The organism is Kitasatospora sp. NPDC051705, assembly GCF_044453265.1.
In the GTDB taxonomy this organism is placed as follows: domain Bacteria; phylum Actinomycetota; class Actinomycetes; order Streptomycetales; family Streptomycetaceae; genus Kitasatospora.
The window spans coordinates 1-15,263 of the sequence record NZ_JBITCO010000022.1; the positions used below are offsets into that span (position 1 = coordinate 1).

A 15,263-nucleotide genomic window follows, 5' to 3' on the forward strand; every position below is an offset into this window, starting at 1 on the left:
GGGGGGGGCGCCCGGCCCCCCCCCCCCCCCGCCGCCCCCCGGCCCCGCCGCCCCGCCCCCCCCGGCGGCGGCGGGGGGGGCCCCCCCCGGGGGGGGGGCCCCCCCCCCCGCCGGCACGTCCGGAGCGCCCGGGCGCCTTCACACCGGCCCCCGTCACCCCCGGCCCGGGGCGGCGCAGGCCAGCGCGGCGCGCAGCTCGGCGGCCGGATCCCCCTCGTGGTAGGGGCGTTCGCTCGCCTCGATGTGGTCCAGGAACTCCTGGTACCGCACCGCGTAGGACAGGTGGTAGAGCGGCTCGGCCAGCTCCAGCGCCCGCTCCGGCCGCACCTCCGGGACGTGCTCCCGCCAGGCCCGCCCCCACACCCCGACGAACTGCTCCCAGCGCTCCGGCACCAGGTAGGCACGCGGGCGAAGGCCGTCCAGGGCGGGGTGGCCGAGGCAGGAGTCGGCGAAGTCGACCACGACCGCGTGCTCGCCGTCCGAGCGCCAGTTGCCGGGGTGGAAGTCCCCGTGCACCAAGGTCTCGGGGAATCCGCAGCGCGCCAACTCGTCCAGCCGTCCGGGCAGTTCCTCGACGAGCCGGCGCACGGCGGCCAGCTCCCCGGGCGTCAGGTCGGTGACGCCGGGGAGGCGTTCCAGCAGCGCCCCGGCCTGGGCGAGGAGGGTGTGCGGGGTACGGTCGCGCAGCCCGGCCGAGGCGGCCCGGCCGTCGGCGGCCAGCGCCGCCTGGGCGGCGACCAGCCGGGGCACCACCTCGGCGACGGTGTCGGCGGACGGGCCCCAGCAGTCCTCGCCCGGCACGTGGTCCAGCAGCAGCCGGCCCGCCGCCGCGTCGGCGGCCAGCACCGGCGGGACGAGCGACGGGTCGACGCCGCCGAGCAGCGCGATCACCTCGCCCTCGTGGGCGTTGAAGGCGGGCGTCGTGGTCTTCAGCCAGGCGTCGCCGCGGGTGGTCGGGATCCGGAACAGGGCTGACAGGTTCCAGGTGCGGATCTGCCGGGCGGGCCCGGTCGCCGGGCGCCCTGCCAGGGCGAGCCGGTCCCGCGCCCAGTCCAGGGCGTCCCGCAGCCCGGCCGGGGTCGCCCAGGCCGCCCGCCGCTCGGCGGGGCCCAGCAGGGCGGCGGTGCGCTCCTCCGGGGGCCGGGCGGCGAGCCCGGCCGGCCGTGCCAGCGCCTCGGCGTGGTAGTCCACCCGGCCGCCGTGCCCGCCGTTCGCGCTCCGCCCCTCGACCAGCCGGGTCACCAGCACCGGCACCCCCGCCAGTTCCGACGCCCGCTCCACCACCGGGGCCACGGACGACCACCACCCGCCCTCGGCCTCGAACGGGCCGAGCGGCCCGAAGTACTCGCCCTCGTGGGTGAGGTGGACGGTGACGGTGCGTTCGGCGGCTCGCTGCATCCGGGCAGCCTCGCCCACCTGACGTGCCCTTCGCGAGCGAATTTCCCGCCGGAGCGTCAGTGCCCGCCGGGTACGGAGTAGCGCAGCCGGGCCGCGTCCCCGTCGATGAGCAGGCAGGTGCCGCCGCGCCCCGTCCCGGGCCCTACGGGATGGGCACCGCCGCGCCGGACACCCGGATCCGCCGGTCCTCCGCCCGCAGTTCGACCCGCAGCACGCCCGGGCGGCCCAGGTCCTCGCCCTGGTGGAGGGTGAGCACCGCCGGGGCCGTCACCGCACCCTGCTCGCGCAGGTAGGCACCGAAGGCGGCCGCGGCGGCGCCGGTCGCCGGGTCCTCGACGACACCGCCGACCGGGAAGGGGTCGCGGACGTGGAACACCTCGGCGGCCTCCCGCCAGACGAGCTGGAGGGTGGTCAGGTCGCGGGCGCGCATGTGGTCGGCGAGCCCGTCGAAGTCGTAGTCGAGGCGGGCCAGCCGGTCCCGGGTGGCCGCGGCCAGGACGAGGTGGCGGGCGCCGGCGTAGGCGACGCGGGGCGGCAGCTGCGGGTCGAGGTCGGTACGGGCCCAGCCGAGCAGCGCGAGCGCCTCGTCGACGTCGGCCTCGGACACCTCCTCCACCCGGGGCTCGACGCTGGTCAGGGTCGCGCGCAGCACGCCGTCCGCGCCCCGGTCGACCTCGACGGGCACCTCGCCCGCCGCCGTGCCGAACACGAACCGCCCGGGGCCGGTGCGCTCGGCGAGGGCGACGGCCGCGGCGACCGTGGCGTGGCCGCAGAACGGCACCTCGGCGAGCGGGCTGAAGTACCGGACGCGGTAGGCGCCCCCGGCCGCGCCGGCGGTCAGGAAGGCCGTCTCGGAGTAGCCGAGCCCGGCGGCGACGGCGAGCATCCGGTGGTCGGTCAGCCCCTCGGCGTCGAGGACCACCCCCGCCGGGTTGCCGCCCTCGGGGCGGGTGGTGAAGGCGGCGTAGCGCAGGATGGCGGGCGTGGCGTCGTCGGTCATGCCCGGACGAACGTGTTGCGCCGCGCCGCTGTTCCCGCCGCCCCCACGGCGGCCCACCCCCGGCGGGCCGAGTGCCGCCGCCCGCACCGCCCGCCCCCGGCGGGCCGGGTGCCACCGCTCGCCGCCGCGGGCCCGGTCACCGCAGCACCGCCTCCAGGAAGTCGGAGCCGAGCCGGGCGCTGCCGGAGAGGTCGAGCTGGTAGAGCATGTACCGCCCGCGCCGCTGGGTGGTGAGCAGGCCGGCCTTGCGCAGCACGGCCAGGTGGCGGGAGACCTCGGGGGCGCTGAGCTGCCAGGCCGCGGCGAGTTCGCCGGTGGTGTGCGGGCCGCGGGCCATGGTGCGGGCGAGGCGCAGCCGGACGGGGTGGGCGAGGGCCTCCAGCCGCTGCTGGACGAGGGCGAGCGAGACGGGCTCGGGGACGCCGGCCTCGGCGACGGGGTACTGCAGGACGGGCCGCCAGCCGGGGGCGTGCACGACGAGCAGGTGGGGGCGCCCGAAGGCGGTGGGGATGAAGGTGACCCCGCTGCTGTCGGTGCCGCTGGTGGCGTTGTCCTGAAGCTTGTCGATGACGATCCGCCGCCGCCCGTCCCCGCCCTGTTCGAGGGTGACGGAGGGTGAGACGTCGGCCAGGGCCTCGGCGGCGCCGCGGCGGGCGAGCAGGTCGATCTTGCGGCGGGCGTCGGCGGCGAGGTCGGGCAGGACGCGCCGCCAGGCGTCGGCGAAGAAGGCGGCCTCGCAGTCCTCCAGCATCCGCCGGACGAGCGCCCGCACGGCGGGCGGGTCGGCGAGCAGCCGGTCGGCGAAGGCGGCCTGCCGGGGGCCGCGGGCGAGGGCGAGCTCGCGGGCGCGCTCGTTGGCGGCCGGGTCGGTGAGCGGGGAGGCCATCCGGTGGGTGAGCCGGGAGGAGCCGCAGGTGGTGATCAGCGCCGCGGCGACGTACTGCTCGTCCTCGATCCGGTCGACGGCGTCGAGTTCGGCGGCGAGGGTGGCGCCGGGCAGGCCGGGGACGAGGAAGTCGGCGCGGGAGGAGCGCCAGAGGAAGTCGGCCTCCAGCAGCCGTTCGGACAGCTCGGGCGGGACGGTCGCGGCGGTGGAGGCGGCCCAGCCGTGCAGTTCGGGGTGGTGCGCGGGCTCGGCGAGGACGTGCAGCATGGCGTTCAGCTCGCCCAGCGGCGACGGGGTGAAGAGCAGCCGCTCCTCGGGCAGGCCGGTGATGTCGATGGTCACGCTCATGCGCCGGCCCCGCCCTGCCCGACCCGGCCACCGACCCTGGCATCGACCCGGCCACCGGCCCGCGCCGGCCCTCCGCCGTTCCGTCCGGTGCGGTCGGCCTCCGGTTTGCGCGTTCCGCCGGTCCGTTCGCTTCGCTCTGTCACGGTCGAGATCCTGCCACCCGCCGGGACCGGCCTCCGCGTCGATTGACGGGAACCGTCAATCCGCGTGCCCGCACGGCCCGGCGGGGCGGACGGTACCGGTCATGAGCCTGATCCAGGAGAAGTCCGTCCATGACCACGCCGCCGTCCGCACCGCCGAGCCGCCCGCCCCGCCGGTGGGTGCCGGCCGCCGGGGCCCGTCCGCGCTGCTGGGCCTGCTGACCGCCGCGGGCGGCCCCCGGTACGCGGCCGCCCTGCTGGTGGACGCGGTGGGCACCGGCCTGCTGCGCCCGTTCCTGCTGCTGTACGGGATCGGGGTGCTGCGGCTGGGCGCGGGCGCGGCGGGGCTGGCGATGTCGGCCGGGATGGTCGCGGGCCTGCTGGTGGTGCCGCTGACCGGCCGGTGGATCGACCGCGGCGCCCGCACCCTGCCGGCCGCGGCGACGCTCGCGGTGCGGGCGGTCGGTGCGCTGACCCTGCTGGTCGCGGACGGCCTGCCGGGGTTCACGGCGGCGGCGGTGCTGATCGGGGTGGGCAGCCAGTCCTGGCCGACCACGCACGCGGCGGTGGTGAGCACGCTGACCGCGGGGCGGCTGCGGGACGCCGCGCTGGCCGCGGGGCGGTCGCTGCGCAACGCGGGCCTGGGCACGGGGGCGCTGCTGGCCACGCTGGTGGTGACGGGCGGGGCCGGGGCGATCCGGGCGCTGGCCGGGGTGACGGGCGCGGCCTGCCTGGGTGCGGCCGTCCTGGTGCTGTCGCTGCGGGTGCGGGCGCCGCAGGCGGTGGCGGCCGGTGCGGCGGAGCCGCGGGCGGACGCCGGGTCGCTGCGGCGGATCACCGTGCTGAGCGTGGCCAACCTGCCGTTCGCGTTCTGCTTCGACGTGCTGGAGGTGGCGCTGCCGGCGCTGCTGGTGCTGCACCTGCAGGCCTCGCCGGCCTGGTCCTCGGGGGTGTTCGTGGGCAACACGGTGCTGGTGATCACCCTGCAGCTGGCGCTGGTCCTGCGGCTGGCGGACCGCTCGCGCAGGGCCGTGCTGGCCGCCTCGGGGGTGGCGCTGGCGCTGTCCTACCTGGGCTACTGGGCGGTCGGCTCGCTGGGCGGCACGGCGGGGGCGGCGGGCATCGCGGCGGTCTCGGTGCTGTTCACGCTCGGCGAGATCCTCTACACCGGCTCGGGCACCGCGCTGGTGACGGCGGCGGCCCCGCCGCACCTGCTGGGGCGGGCGCTGGCGCGCTGGGAGCTGTCCACGGGGGTGGGCCGGGCGGCGGCGCCGGCGGTGCTGACGGCGCTGCTGGCGGCCGGTCCGGGGGTGCTGTGGCCGGTGCTGGCGGTGGCCACCCTGCTGGGGGTGGTGGGGGTGCTGCGGCTCGCCCCCGCGGAGTGAGCGGGCCGGCCGCCGCCACTCCCGCCCGGCCGGCCGGGGGCGTGCACGACGAGCAGGTGGGGGCGTCCGACTCCGGATGCGGACGGCGCGCCCAGCACCGATGCTGGCCGCGAGGCGTGCCCGGCCCGAGGAAGGATGCCCCCCGCATGAGCGCACTCGACTTCGAGATCATCGACAGCCCCGACAGCTCGCTCAACAAGACCTCCGTGCTGGTCACCGGGCCGCGGGACGCCCTGCTGGTGGACGCCGGGTTCACGCGCTCCGACGGCCGGCGCCTGGTCGAGCGGATCCGCGCCACCGGCAGGCGGCTGACCACCGTCTTCGTCAGCCACGGCGACCCGGACTTCTACTTCGGCGCCCAGGAGGTCCAGGACGCCTTCCCGCAGGCCGCCTTCCTCGCCACCGCCACGACCGTCGAGCACATCCAGGAGACCTACGAGGACAAGCTGCGGGCCTGGGCCCACCTCGGCCCCGAGCTGCCGACCCGGCTGGTCCGGCCCGAGGTGCTGCACGGGGACGAACTCGTCTTCGAGGGGCACCGGTTCGAACTGCGCGGCGCCGACTTCCACCTGCCCGACCGGCACTACCTCTGGCAGCACCACCACCAGGCGGTGCTCGGCGGCGTGCTGCTCTTCGAGGGCCTGCACGTGTGGACCGCCGACACCCCGACGTCCTCCCAACGGGCCGCCTGGATCGACCTGTTGGACGGCATGGAGGCGCTGCAGCCGCAGTTCGTGGCGGCCGGCCACCGGACCGCGGGCGCGCCCGCCGACCAGAGCGCGATCCGGCACACCCGGGACTACCTGCGGGCCTTCGAGACCGAGATCGGCCGCTCCCCCGACGCGGCCGCCGCGCGGAGCGCGCTGGAGGGCCGCTTCCCCGGGCTGGGGCTGCGGATCGCGGTCGACCTCGGGACGAAGGTCGCCAAGGGCGAGCTGGCCTGGGGCTGATCGACGATGATCGAGATCCCGCGGGACACCGCCTCCTTCGCCGAGTCCGGCGCCCCGGCCGACGTGGTCCGCCGGCAGTACCTGGCCTCGGCCCGCGGCGACCTGGCCGCGCTGCGCGCCACCCTCGCCGACGACGTGGAGTGGACCGAGATGGCCGGCTTCCCGCTGGCCGGCACCTACCGGACGCCGAAGGGCGTCACCGCCAACGTCATGGAGCGCCTGGCCGCCGAGTGGGAGAACTGGACGGCGCACGACGACGCCTACGTGGTCGACGGCGAGGACGTGGTGGTGCTGGGCCGCTACACCGCCGTGCACAGGGCCACCGGAAGGCCGCTCGCGGTGCGGACCGCCCACCGCTTCACCGTCCGCGGCGGCCGGATCGTCCGCTTCGAGCAGTTCACCGACACCGCGCTGGTCAGGGACGCCATGACGCCGTGACCGGGCGCTCCCGCGGCCCGTCCCCCCGCCCGGCCCCGTTCACCCGAACGGGGGAGCACGGCGCGGCGCGCCCGCCGCGCCCTCGACAGGCCACCCGGACGGCGGCAGGCTGGCGGCTGATTTCCGGCGGAGAGCGAGGAGTTCAGCATGGGCACGGGAACCGCGGGGACGGCCGGGGGCGGCGGGCGCGAGCTGCCGATCGTGATCGTCGGGGCGTCCCTCGGCGGCGCGAAGGCCGCCGAGGCACTGCGCGAGGCCGGCTACGACGGCGGCATCGTCCTGATCGGCGACGAGCACGAGCGCCCGTACGAGCGGCCGCCGCTGTCGAAGGGCTACCTGCTCGGCAAGACGCCCCGGGAGAAGATCCACGTCCACCCGCCGCAGTGGTACGCCGAGCACGACGTCACGCTGCGGCTGGGCACGGCCGTCGCGGCGATCGACCCGGCCGCGCACACCGTGACGCTCGCCGACGACGGCCGGATCGGCTACCACAAACTGCTGCTCACCACCGGCTCGGTGCCGCGCCGGCTGCCGGTCCCGGGCGCGGACCAGGACGGCGTGCTCTACCTGCGCCGGGTCGAGGACAGCGACCGGATCAGGGCGGCGCTGCGGCCGGGCGCCCGGCTGGTGGTGATCGGCGCGGGCTGGATCGGTCTGGAGGTGGCGGCCGCGGGCCGGGCGGCGGGCGCCGAGGTGACGGTGCTGGAGGCGGCCGAACTGCCGCTGCTGCGGGTGCTCGGCCGGGAGGTCGCCCAGGTCTTCGCCGACCTGCACCGCGACCACGGCGTGGACCTGCGCTTCGGCGCGCAGGTCACCGAACTGACCGGCAGCGGCGGCACGGTGGACGGCGTCCGGCTCGGCGACGGCAGTACGGTGGCGGCCGACGCGGTGGTCGTCGGCATCGGCATCAGCCCGGCGACCGGCCTGGCCGAGGCGGCCGGCCTGGAGGTCGACAACGGCGTCAAGACCGACCAGCACCTGCGCACCTCGGCTCCGGACGTCCACGCGGCCGGCGACGTCGCCAACGCCTTCCACCCCCTGTTCAACCGGCACATCCGCGTCGAGCACTGGGCGAACGCCGTCAACCAGCCGCAGACCGCCGCCCGCGCGATGCTCGGGCAGCCGGACGCGGTGTACGACCGGGTGCCGTACTTCTTCACCGACCAGTACGACCTGGGCATGGAGTACGTCGGCTACGTCGAGCCCGGCGGCTACGACCGGGTGGTCTTCCGCGGCGACCCGGCCACCCGGGAGTTCCTCGCCTTCTGGCTCAAGGACGGCCGCGTCCTCGCCGGCATGAACGTCAACGTCTGGGACGTCACCGACCCGGTCCGCGAACTCGTCCGCTCCGGGCGCACGGTGGACCCGAAGGCCCTGGCCGACCCGGGCGCCCCGCTCGGGGAGCTCTGAGGCGGCGGCCGCCTGCGCGGGTCAGCCGACCGGGACGCCGGGGTTCACCAGGCCCCGGCCCCCGGTGACGGTGTTGCCGGGGCCGATGGTCACCGGGCAGGCGGCGGAGTAGTCGGTGACGTCGATCGCGTAGCGGTCCGGGCCGGTGGCGCCCGTGAGGTCGGAGCGGTTCCCCCGGAACACCGTGCCGCAGCCCCAGCCGGGCTGGACGCTGTGGGTCTGGTAGCCGTCGTCGGTGGTGCGCACGCCGGTGTTGTTCTCGACGACGTAGCCGTTGCCCTTCACGTCGACCCAGGAGTCGTCGTAGTTGCGCCCGGTGAGGCCGTCGCCGTCGAAGGTGTTGCCGGAGACCAGGCCTCCGGTGGTGCCCTCCTTGAGGTCGACGTTCTCGGCGCCGATGTTCGGGCCGAAGGTGTTGCCGGTGATCCGCACCCGGTCGCTGTGGTCGGAGAGCGTGTTGGCGGTGCCGACGTAGACGCCCTCGCCCAGGCCGTCCCGGTCGAGGCCGGTGTCGTGGATCCGCGAGTCGCGCAGCGTGCCGTCGCTGCTGGAGTTGCGGAAGTGCACGCCCTCCATCGTGGTGTGGTGCACCGTCACGCCGTCGAGGACGACGTGGGTCGCGGCGTCGACCATGATGCCCTTCTGGGCGCCGGTGACGGTCAGGCCCTGGACGGTCCAGTAGCTCGCGCCGTCCAGGTGGAGGCCGTAGCCGCCGCCGGTCGGGGTGGTGAGGACGGCCGCGGCCGAGCCGGTGAGGGTGATCCGGGCCGCCGCGGTGCCCGGGGCGGCGGCCCGGAAGGTGCCGCGGTAGGTGCCGTCGGCGAGCCGGATGGTCCGGCCCGGCACCGCGGCCGCGAGCGCGGCCTGGAGTTGCTTGGCGGTGCTCACCGTGACGACGGTGCCGCCCGGCGCGGCGGTGTCCACGGCCCACCCGGGCCCCGCGGCGGTGGCCGGGGGCACGCAGGCCAGGGTGAGGGCGGTCAGCACGGCGAGGGCGGGGAGGCGGGAGGTCACGGGCGGCGCTCCTTGCGGTGGGGGCGAACTGGCCGCCGCTCACCATGGACTGGACCAATCCGGAGCGTCAAGAGGGCCCTGCGCCCGTCCGCCGAGCCGAGCCGCCCGCCGGGCCCGCCGTGCGGAGGGCGGGCCCGGCGGCACCGCCCGTCAGGTGACGACGGTGGTGGCGGCCGTGGCCGCGGTCACCACGGCGATGGCCGCGACGGCCGCCTGCATGTTGCGGATCGCCTGGCCGACGGAGTCCCCCGCCCAGTCGCCCGCGGCGATCTCCGCGAAGCGCGGCTCGACCCGCTTGCGGGGCAGGTCCGGGAAGGCCAGGCCGTGCAGCCGGGCCGAGTGCAGCAGGGCTATCAGGGTCGCGGTGCGCACGTCCGGCGTCACGTGGTGGCGGATCACGTCGGCCAGTCGCGCCCGCAGTTCGCGCTCGACGGAGCCGTCCGCCTCCGGGTAGCGGCGGACCGGGAAGAGGCCGAGGACGCGGTGGCGCTCCTCGACGACCAGGCCGCGCTCGCACAGCCGCTGCACGGTGGCCCGGACCGCCGTCAGGTGGTCCTTGGTCAGCCAGTCCGTCGCCTTCGCCTTGCCGGGGGCCTTGCGCCCGACCCATTCGGCGAGCCGCTCCAGGCGCTCGTCGAGCAGCGGTTCGCCGGTCGGGGTGGGGTCGGTGACGGTGATCCGGCCCTCCTCCACGGCGATCCTCCCGGCCAGTGCGAGATCGGCCAGGAGGCCGCCCGCCACCGCCCATCCGGCGCTCGAACCGTCCTTCGCCACACCGGACTCGTCGTCCAGCGAGAGCAGCATCAGCTCCTCGGCGAGGGTGACGTGCATGTGCTATTCCTTTCCCTGTACGGACCGGCCACCCCCCAGCGCCTCGACCAGTCGCCGCGCCCGGGTGTCCTCGGCCAGCAACGCCCGTACCAGCGCATTCGTTCCCCGGCCGCGCCCGGCCTCGGAGAGGTACGCCTCGACGGACCTCGGGTCGGCCGCGAGCGGCACCTGTCCGGCCGTCAGGGCGGCGTGCACCCGGGCGTAGTCGACGCCGAGCCCGGCCACCGCCGCGCCGTCGTCGGCGGGCTGCGGGGCCGCCAGTTCCGGTTGCCGGCGGGTGACCTCATGGACCGCCAGGAGCGCGAGCAGGACGTGCTCGGTGCCCGGTGCGCGGCGCCCGAGGCGCTCGGCCTGTGCGTCAGCCTCCGCCCGGAGGAGCCCGGCCGGAGCCGCCGCGCCCGGCGCACCGGGCGTCAGCAGCCGCCGCCAGCGCGGGACGGGGTGCGCCGCGCGGGCGAGGAGGGCGTCCCGGGTCGGGCGCAGCAGGGGGTCGAGGCCGGTGGCGGGGCCGGGCGCGGCGCCCGGGCCCGGCGGCACGGCGCGCGGCTCGGCGGCGTCCAGGCGTTCCAGCACCGCCCGCGGCGCGGCGCCGACCGCGTGCAGCAGTTCGGTGGCGCGGGTGGCCCGGCCGTCGGCGAGCAGGGCGCGCAGCAAGTGTTCCGCGGTGAACTTGCGGGCACCGTCCAGTCTGGCCCGTTCCATGGCGCCGGCCAGGGCGCGGGCGGCGGCGCCGCTGAGCAGGTCCCCGCGTTCGCCGGTGGCGCCGAGGACCTCCCGGGCGGGCACGCTGGCCCCCGCGTCGTCGCCCTCGGCCCAGCCGGCCGCGCCCCGGCGCGCGCGCAGGGCCGCGAGCAGCACCGGGGTGTCCGCTCCGGCGGCGGCCAGGGCCTCGCCGGCCGGGCCCTTCGCCGCGGCGACGGCGGCCAGCAGGTGTTCCGTCCCCAGCCGCGTCCCCTGCGCGCCGCGCGCGTCCCGGGCCGCGCCCAGGACGCCGAGCGTGCGCCAGTCCGGTTCCAGCGTCGTCTCCATCGCCCCTCCCACCACAATCCTTTGCCGGAACCATACTTCCACTTTGCGATGGCTTTACACGTGGTTCCCGGATCCGGGCTGCGGTGGTACGGCGGCACCATGGTGGGACGGTCGGCAGAACGGCCGGCGGTACCGGCGGACGCGCCGTCAGGACGGCGGCGCGGTCTCCCGGTCCGCGACGCCGACCGGGACGTCCGGGCGGCGGAACCAGGACCCCTGGACGGCCCACTGCACCAGCATCAGCACCGCGCCCAGCAGCAGCGCGCCCAGCCCGATCACGGTGACCCCGCCGACCCTCCCGATGACCGGCAGGTCGATCGAGGTCGCGCCGTAGTCCGGGTCGGCGTACACGTCGAAGGCGCCGTAGGCGAAGAAGTACAGCAGCATCAGGCCGCCCGCGAACGGCAGGACGCCCTTGAACACGAAGTCCCGGACGCTGCGGGTGAGCACCCGGCGGTAGTACCAGACGCAGGCGAAGCCGGTCAGCCCGTAGTAGAAGGCGATGCCGAGGCCGACCGAGGCGATCGAGTCGGCCAGCACGTTGTCGCTGATCACGGTGAGCAGCACGTAGAAGGCGATCGAGACCAGGCCCATCGCGACCGTCGACCAGGTCGGGGTCAGGTGCCGCGGGTGCACCTTGGCGAAGCCGGTCGGGATGGCCTTGTGACTGGCCATCGAGAAGGTGGTGCGGGCGGTGGGCAGGATCGTGGTCTGGGTGGAGGCGGCGGCCGAGGTCAGCACCATCAGGATGAGCAGCCGGCTGAGCACCGCTCCGAAGCCGGTGGTGCCGAACACGGCGTCGCCCAGGCCGGAGAGCACGTCCCCCGAGTGGTCCGGGTTGCCGAGCCCGATGCCGTCCGTCCCGACCCCGGCGAAGGACTGCGCGGCCGTGGACACCAGGGCGTAGATGAGCAGCAGCAGCACGGTGGAGATGACCGCCGCCCGGCCCGGCGTCCGCTTCGAGTCCGCGGTCTCCTCGTTGACGGAGACGGCGGTGTCCCAGCCCCAGTAGATGAAGACCGCGGCCAGCATGCCCGCGGTGAACGCCGAGGTCGACGGGATGTTGAACGGGTTGAACCAGGAGGCGGCCACCGGGATGGCCGTCGCGGGCGCGCCCGAGCCGTACGACTTGACGAGCGCCGTCACCGAGAAGACCACCAGCATGACCACCTCGACGGCCAGCAGCCAGCGCTGCAGGGCGGCCGACAGTTCGATGCCGATGTAGCAGATCGCCGTCATCACCACGATCCACAGCACCCCGGCCGCGGTCGTCCACACCTTGCTGTCCGCGAACGAGTCGAGGCCGATCAGCCGGAAGCCGTACACCCCGGCGATCTGGGCCAGGTTGGCCATCACGATGATGTCGGCGACGACGATCCCCCAGCCGCCCATCCACCCGGTGCGCGGGCCGAAGGCGCGGGCGGCCCAGGTGAAGGTGGTGCCGCAGTCCGGGTCGGTCGCGTTGAGTTCCTTGTAGGCGTACGCGATCAGCAGCATCGGGACGAACGCCAGGATGGTGATGATCGGCGCCTGGAGCCCCACACCGACCACGATGATGCCCAGCGTGGCGGCCAGGCTGTAGGCGGGAGCGGTCGAGGCGAGACCGATGCACACCGAGGACAACAGGCCCAGGGCGCCGGTCTTCAGCCCCTTCTCGCCCGCACCGGAGCCGGTGGGAACGCCGGTTGGGGGGCTGGTCGGGGAGACCGACACGGATCCCACCCCCTTGTGTACGCAGCGGGGGCCACGAGGGCCGATCTGGCCGTCTCAGCGTAACCCCGGTGCCGCGCGACGGCCGGGCGAGTACGCCGACCGGGCGGGAGCCCCGGCCGGGCGCGGCCGGGCGGGCGCCGTGACCGGCGGCGGACCGCCCGGGCCGGGCGTCGGCGCGCTCAGCCCCTCGGGCCGAGGAGCCCGGGCACCGGGCCGACCGGCAGGTGCCACCGGGTGCGCCGGTGCAGGGCCTCCAGGTCGTGCAGCAGCCCGGGCACCGGGGCGGCCAGCACCGGGCAGCCGGCCCGGCCCGCGCAGTACGCGGCGACCGGACGCCGGAAGCCCCGCCGCAGCAACCCCCCGCTGCGGCCGAGGACCAGCAGGTCGGCCGGCCGGTCGGCAGCCGCGACCAGGGCGGGCCCGGGCTCGCCGCGGAACACCGTCGGGTGCAGCGGCACGCCCGGGTCGGCCCCGCCGAACGCGGCGTCCAGGGCGTCCCGCAGCCGCTGCCCGGCGGCCTCGCGCGCCGCCGAGAGCAGCGGCGGGCACGGCGAGCGCCGGTAGCCGTACTCGCCGCCCGGCGGCTCCCAGGCCAGCACCGGCACCAGCACGGCGCCCCGGCGGCGGGCCTCGGCCACGCCGAGGTGCAGGGCGGCCAGGCTGCCCGGCGAGCCGCTCACCCCGACCACCACCCTGCCCGTGCCGCCGTCCTGGTGCCGCCCGTCGCCGTCCATGGTCCCGTCCTCGCTCGTCGCGTCCCGGTGCCGCCCTGCCGGGCCCGGTGTGCCGGCCTCCAGCCAACCGCGCCCGGGCCCGCCGCCGGCCGGCCCTGACGGACTCCTGACGCCCGGGGGCCCGTTCCGAACGCGTTCCGTACGCCGGCCGTCCACCGGCGGCCGGGCCGCTCCGCGCGCGGCCCGCCCCACACCGTCCGACCTGCGGCCTTGTGGAAAACGACAAGCGGGCTCCGGATTCCGGACGTGACAGTTCGTCCGGATCGCCCTTGTTCCGCCCGGCCCGCGCGGCGAAGGATTGCCAGGCCGTCCGGAGGGACCGACTCCGGGCGGATCCCTGCACCAGAAGGCCTCCCTCATGCCGAACACCGTGCCGCAGACCGCCCACGATCAGGGCGCCCGGGCCGGGCACTCCGGACTCGTCGAGCAGCACGGGGTGGACACCATCCCCCACGCCGAGCGGACCAGCACCCCCCGCGACGTGGCCAGCATCCTCATCGGCTCCAACCTCGCGTTCGGCGTCGTCGTCTTCGGCTGGCTGCCGGTCTCCTTCGGGCTGTCCTTCTGGAGCAGCATCGCCGCCCTGCTGGTCGGCACCGTCGCCGGGATCGCCCTGACCGCACCGCTGGCCCTGGTCTCGCTGCGCACCGCGACCAACCTGTCCACCAGCTCCGGCGCGTTCTTCGGCGTGCGGGGCCGGCTGATCGGCTCGGTGGTCGGGCTGCTGCTGTCCCTCGGCTACACGGCGCTGTCGCTCTGGGTGGGCGGCGACGTGGTGGTGGGCGCGCTCAACCGGATGCTCGGTCTGCCCGCGGACGGCGTGGCGTACGTGGCGACGTACACCGTGCTGGCCGTGCTGAGCGCCACCGCCGCCGTCTTCGGCTACCGGCTGCTGCTGAAGCTGGAGCGGGTGCTGATGTGGGCCATGGGCGCACTGCTGCTGGCCGGGCTGTTCGCCTTCGCCCCGCACTTCGACGGCTCCGCGCACGGCGCCTACCTGCTCGGCGGGTTCTGGCCGACCTGGCTGCTGGCGGTGGTCGCGGCCGGGCTGAGCGGCCCGATCGCCTTCATCACCCTGCTCGGCGACTACACCCGGTACGTCTCCCCCGCCCGGCACTCCGGGCGCAAGGTGCTCCGGTCGACCTGCCTGGGGCTGTTCCTGGGCCTGCTGATCCCCCAGGTGTTCGGCACCTTCACCGCGGTGGCCACCGGCGCCGGCAACGACTACGTGCACGGCCTGATCGCCGGCGCACCGGCCTGGTTCCTGCTGCCGCTGCTGCTCAACGGCCTGCTGGGCAGTGCCGGCAACACCGGCCTGATGCTCTACAGCATGGGCCTGGACCTGGACGCCATCCTGCCGCGCGCCACCCGGCTGCAGGCCACCTACGTGGTGGCGGCCCTGGCGGCGGTGCTGGTCTTCCTCGGCCACTTCGTCTGGAACGCCCAGGACGCCGTCACCTCGTTCGTGCTGGTGCTGACGGCGATCGGCACCCCGTGGGCGGTGATCACCCTGATCGGTCACCGGCGGTTCCGCGGGGACTACGACCGGCACTCGCTGCAGGTGCTCAACCAGCGCACCCGGGGCGGCGTCTACTGGTACCGCGCGGGCTGGAACGTCCCGGCGACGACCGCCTGGGCGGCCGGCAGCGTGCTGGGGCTGGCCGCCGTGGACACCCCGGCCTACCGGGGGCCGCTGCTGTCGCTGACCGGCGGGATCGACCTCAGCTTCCTGTTCTCGGGGGCGCTGGCCGCCGCGCTGTACCTGCTGCTCTCCCGCGGGGCACGCGGCCGGGCGCCGAAGCGCTCCGCCGCGGAGCCGGTGCCGGTGCCGGGCGACCGGCGCGGCGCCGCGGTCCGGGACCCTGCGGTCTGAGGCTCCGCGGCGAGGCCCGCAGGACGGGCCCGGCGGAGGCGCCCGGCGGAGGGCCCGGCGGACGGGCCCGGCGGACGGGCCCGGCGGAGGGGCCCGACCCCGTCCGCGATGATC

Annotated in this window: 13 protein-coding genes; 5 read left to right on the forward strand and 8 right to left on the reverse strand. The window is 76.3% G+C overall.

Annotated elements, in window-relative coordinates; translation table 11 throughout:
* Nucleotides 1-153: 153 nt before the first annotated feature.
* The 3 genes from ACIA8Q_RS24600 to ACIA8Q_RS24610 all read right to left on the reverse strand — a co-directional run bounded on the left by ACIA8Q_RS24600 (nucleotide 154) and on the right by ACIA8Q_RS24610 (nucleotide 3,632).
* A complete protein-coding gene (locus ACIA8Q_RS24600; protein WP_396317686.1) occupies nucleotides 154-1,398 on the reverse strand; it encodes an aminoglycoside phosphotransferase family protein in 1,245 nt (414 codons plus the stop codon).
* Nucleotides 1,399-1,540: 142 nt separating this feature from the next.
* Complete coding sequence (locus ACIA8Q_RS24605) at nucleotides 1,541-2,398, reverse strand: PhzF family phenazine biosynthesis protein (RefSeq protein ID WP_396317687.1); 858 nt, start codon at nucleotides 2,396-2,398, stop codon at nucleotides 1,541-1,543.
* Nucleotides 2,399-2,534: 136 nt separating this feature from the next.
* Nucleotides 2,535-3,632, reverse strand: coding sequence for a DUF5937 family protein (locus ACIA8Q_RS24610; protein WP_360209768.1), 1,098 nt, complete (start codon nucleotides 3,630-3,632; stop codon nucleotides 2,535-2,537).
* A 244-nt stretch (nucleotides 3,633-3,876) separates the two neighbouring features.
* Here ACIA8Q_RS24610 and ACIA8Q_RS24615 point away from each other — a divergent pair, with 244 nt between their 5' ends.
* The 4 genes from ACIA8Q_RS24615 (at nucleotide 3,877) to ACIA8Q_RS24630 (ending at nucleotide 7,955) form a co-directional block, all read left to right on the forward strand.
* Nucleotides 3,877-5,157 (forward strand): MFS transporter, encoded by a 1,281-nt coding sequence (locus ACIA8Q_RS24615; RefSeq protein WP_396317688.1) that lies wholly within the window; start codon nucleotides 3,877-3,879, stop codon nucleotides 5,155-5,157.
* Nucleotides 5,158-5,303: 146 nt separating this feature from the next.
* Entirely contained in the window at nucleotides 5,304-6,107 is an 804-nt protein-coding gene (locus tag ACIA8Q_RS24620) for an MBL fold metallo-hydrolase (RefSeq protein ID WP_396317689.1), read from the forward strand.
* 6 nt (nucleotides 6,108-6,113) lie between these two features.
* Entirely contained in the window at nucleotides 6,114-6,545 is a 432-nt protein-coding gene (locus tag ACIA8Q_RS24625) for a nuclear transport factor 2 family protein (protein WP_360209762.1), read from the forward strand.
* Between the two features lie 147 nt (nucleotides 6,546-6,692).
* Nucleotides 6,693-7,955, forward strand: coding sequence for an NAD(P)/FAD-dependent oxidoreductase (locus ACIA8Q_RS24630; RefSeq protein WP_396317690.1), 1,263 nt, complete (start codon nucleotides 6,693-6,695; stop codon nucleotides 7,953-7,955).
* Nucleotides 7,956-7,976: 21 nt separating this feature from the next.
* Here the strand turns inward: ACIA8Q_RS24630 and ACIA8Q_RS24635 are convergent, their stop codons facing one another.
* From ACIA8Q_RS24635 to ACIA8Q_RS24655, 5 genes are all read right to left on the reverse strand, one after another.
* Complete coding sequence (locus ACIA8Q_RS24635) at nucleotides 7,977-8,942, reverse strand: right-handed parallel beta-helix repeat-containing protein (protein WP_387905658.1); 966 nt, start codon at nucleotides 8,940-8,942, stop codon at nucleotides 7,977-7,979.
* A gap of 177 nt (nucleotides 8,943-9,119) precedes the next feature.
* The gene (locus tag ACIA8Q_RS24640) at nucleotides 9,120-9,800 is read right to left on the reverse strand and encodes a GPP34 family phosphoprotein (RefSeq protein WP_360209758.1); all 681 of its coding nucleotides are present in this window, start codon (nucleotides 9,798-9,800) and stop codon (nucleotides 9,120-9,122) included.
* Between the two features lie 3 nt (nucleotides 9,801-9,803).
* Nucleotides 9,804-10,829: a Clp protease N-terminal domain-containing protein gene (locus ACIA8Q_RS24645; protein WP_360209756.1), complete on the reverse strand. Its 1,026-nt coding sequence runs from the start codon at nucleotides 10,827-10,829 to the stop codon at nucleotides 9,804-9,806.
* Between the two features lie 147 nt (nucleotides 10,830-10,976).
* Complete coding sequence (locus tag ACIA8Q_RS24650; protein WP_360209754.1) at nucleotides 10,977-12,542, reverse strand: APC family permease; 1,566 nt, start codon at nucleotides 12,540-12,542, stop codon at nucleotides 10,977-10,979.
* A 179-nt stretch (nucleotides 12,543-12,721) separates the two neighbouring features.
* Entirely contained in the window at nucleotides 12,722-13,276 is a 555-nt protein-coding gene (locus ACIA8Q_RS24655; protein WP_360209752.1) for a universal stress protein, read from the reverse strand.
* Nucleotides 13,277-13,634: 358 nt separating this feature from the next.
* Between ACIA8Q_RS24655 and ACIA8Q_RS24660 the strand changes: the two genes are divergently transcribed.
* Nucleotides 13,635-15,149, forward strand: a complete 1,515-nt coding sequence (locus ACIA8Q_RS24660; protein ID WP_360209750.1) for a cytosine permease — start codon at nucleotides 13,635-13,637, stop codon at nucleotides 15,147-15,149.
* Nucleotides 15,150-15,263 lie beyond the last annotated feature (114 nt).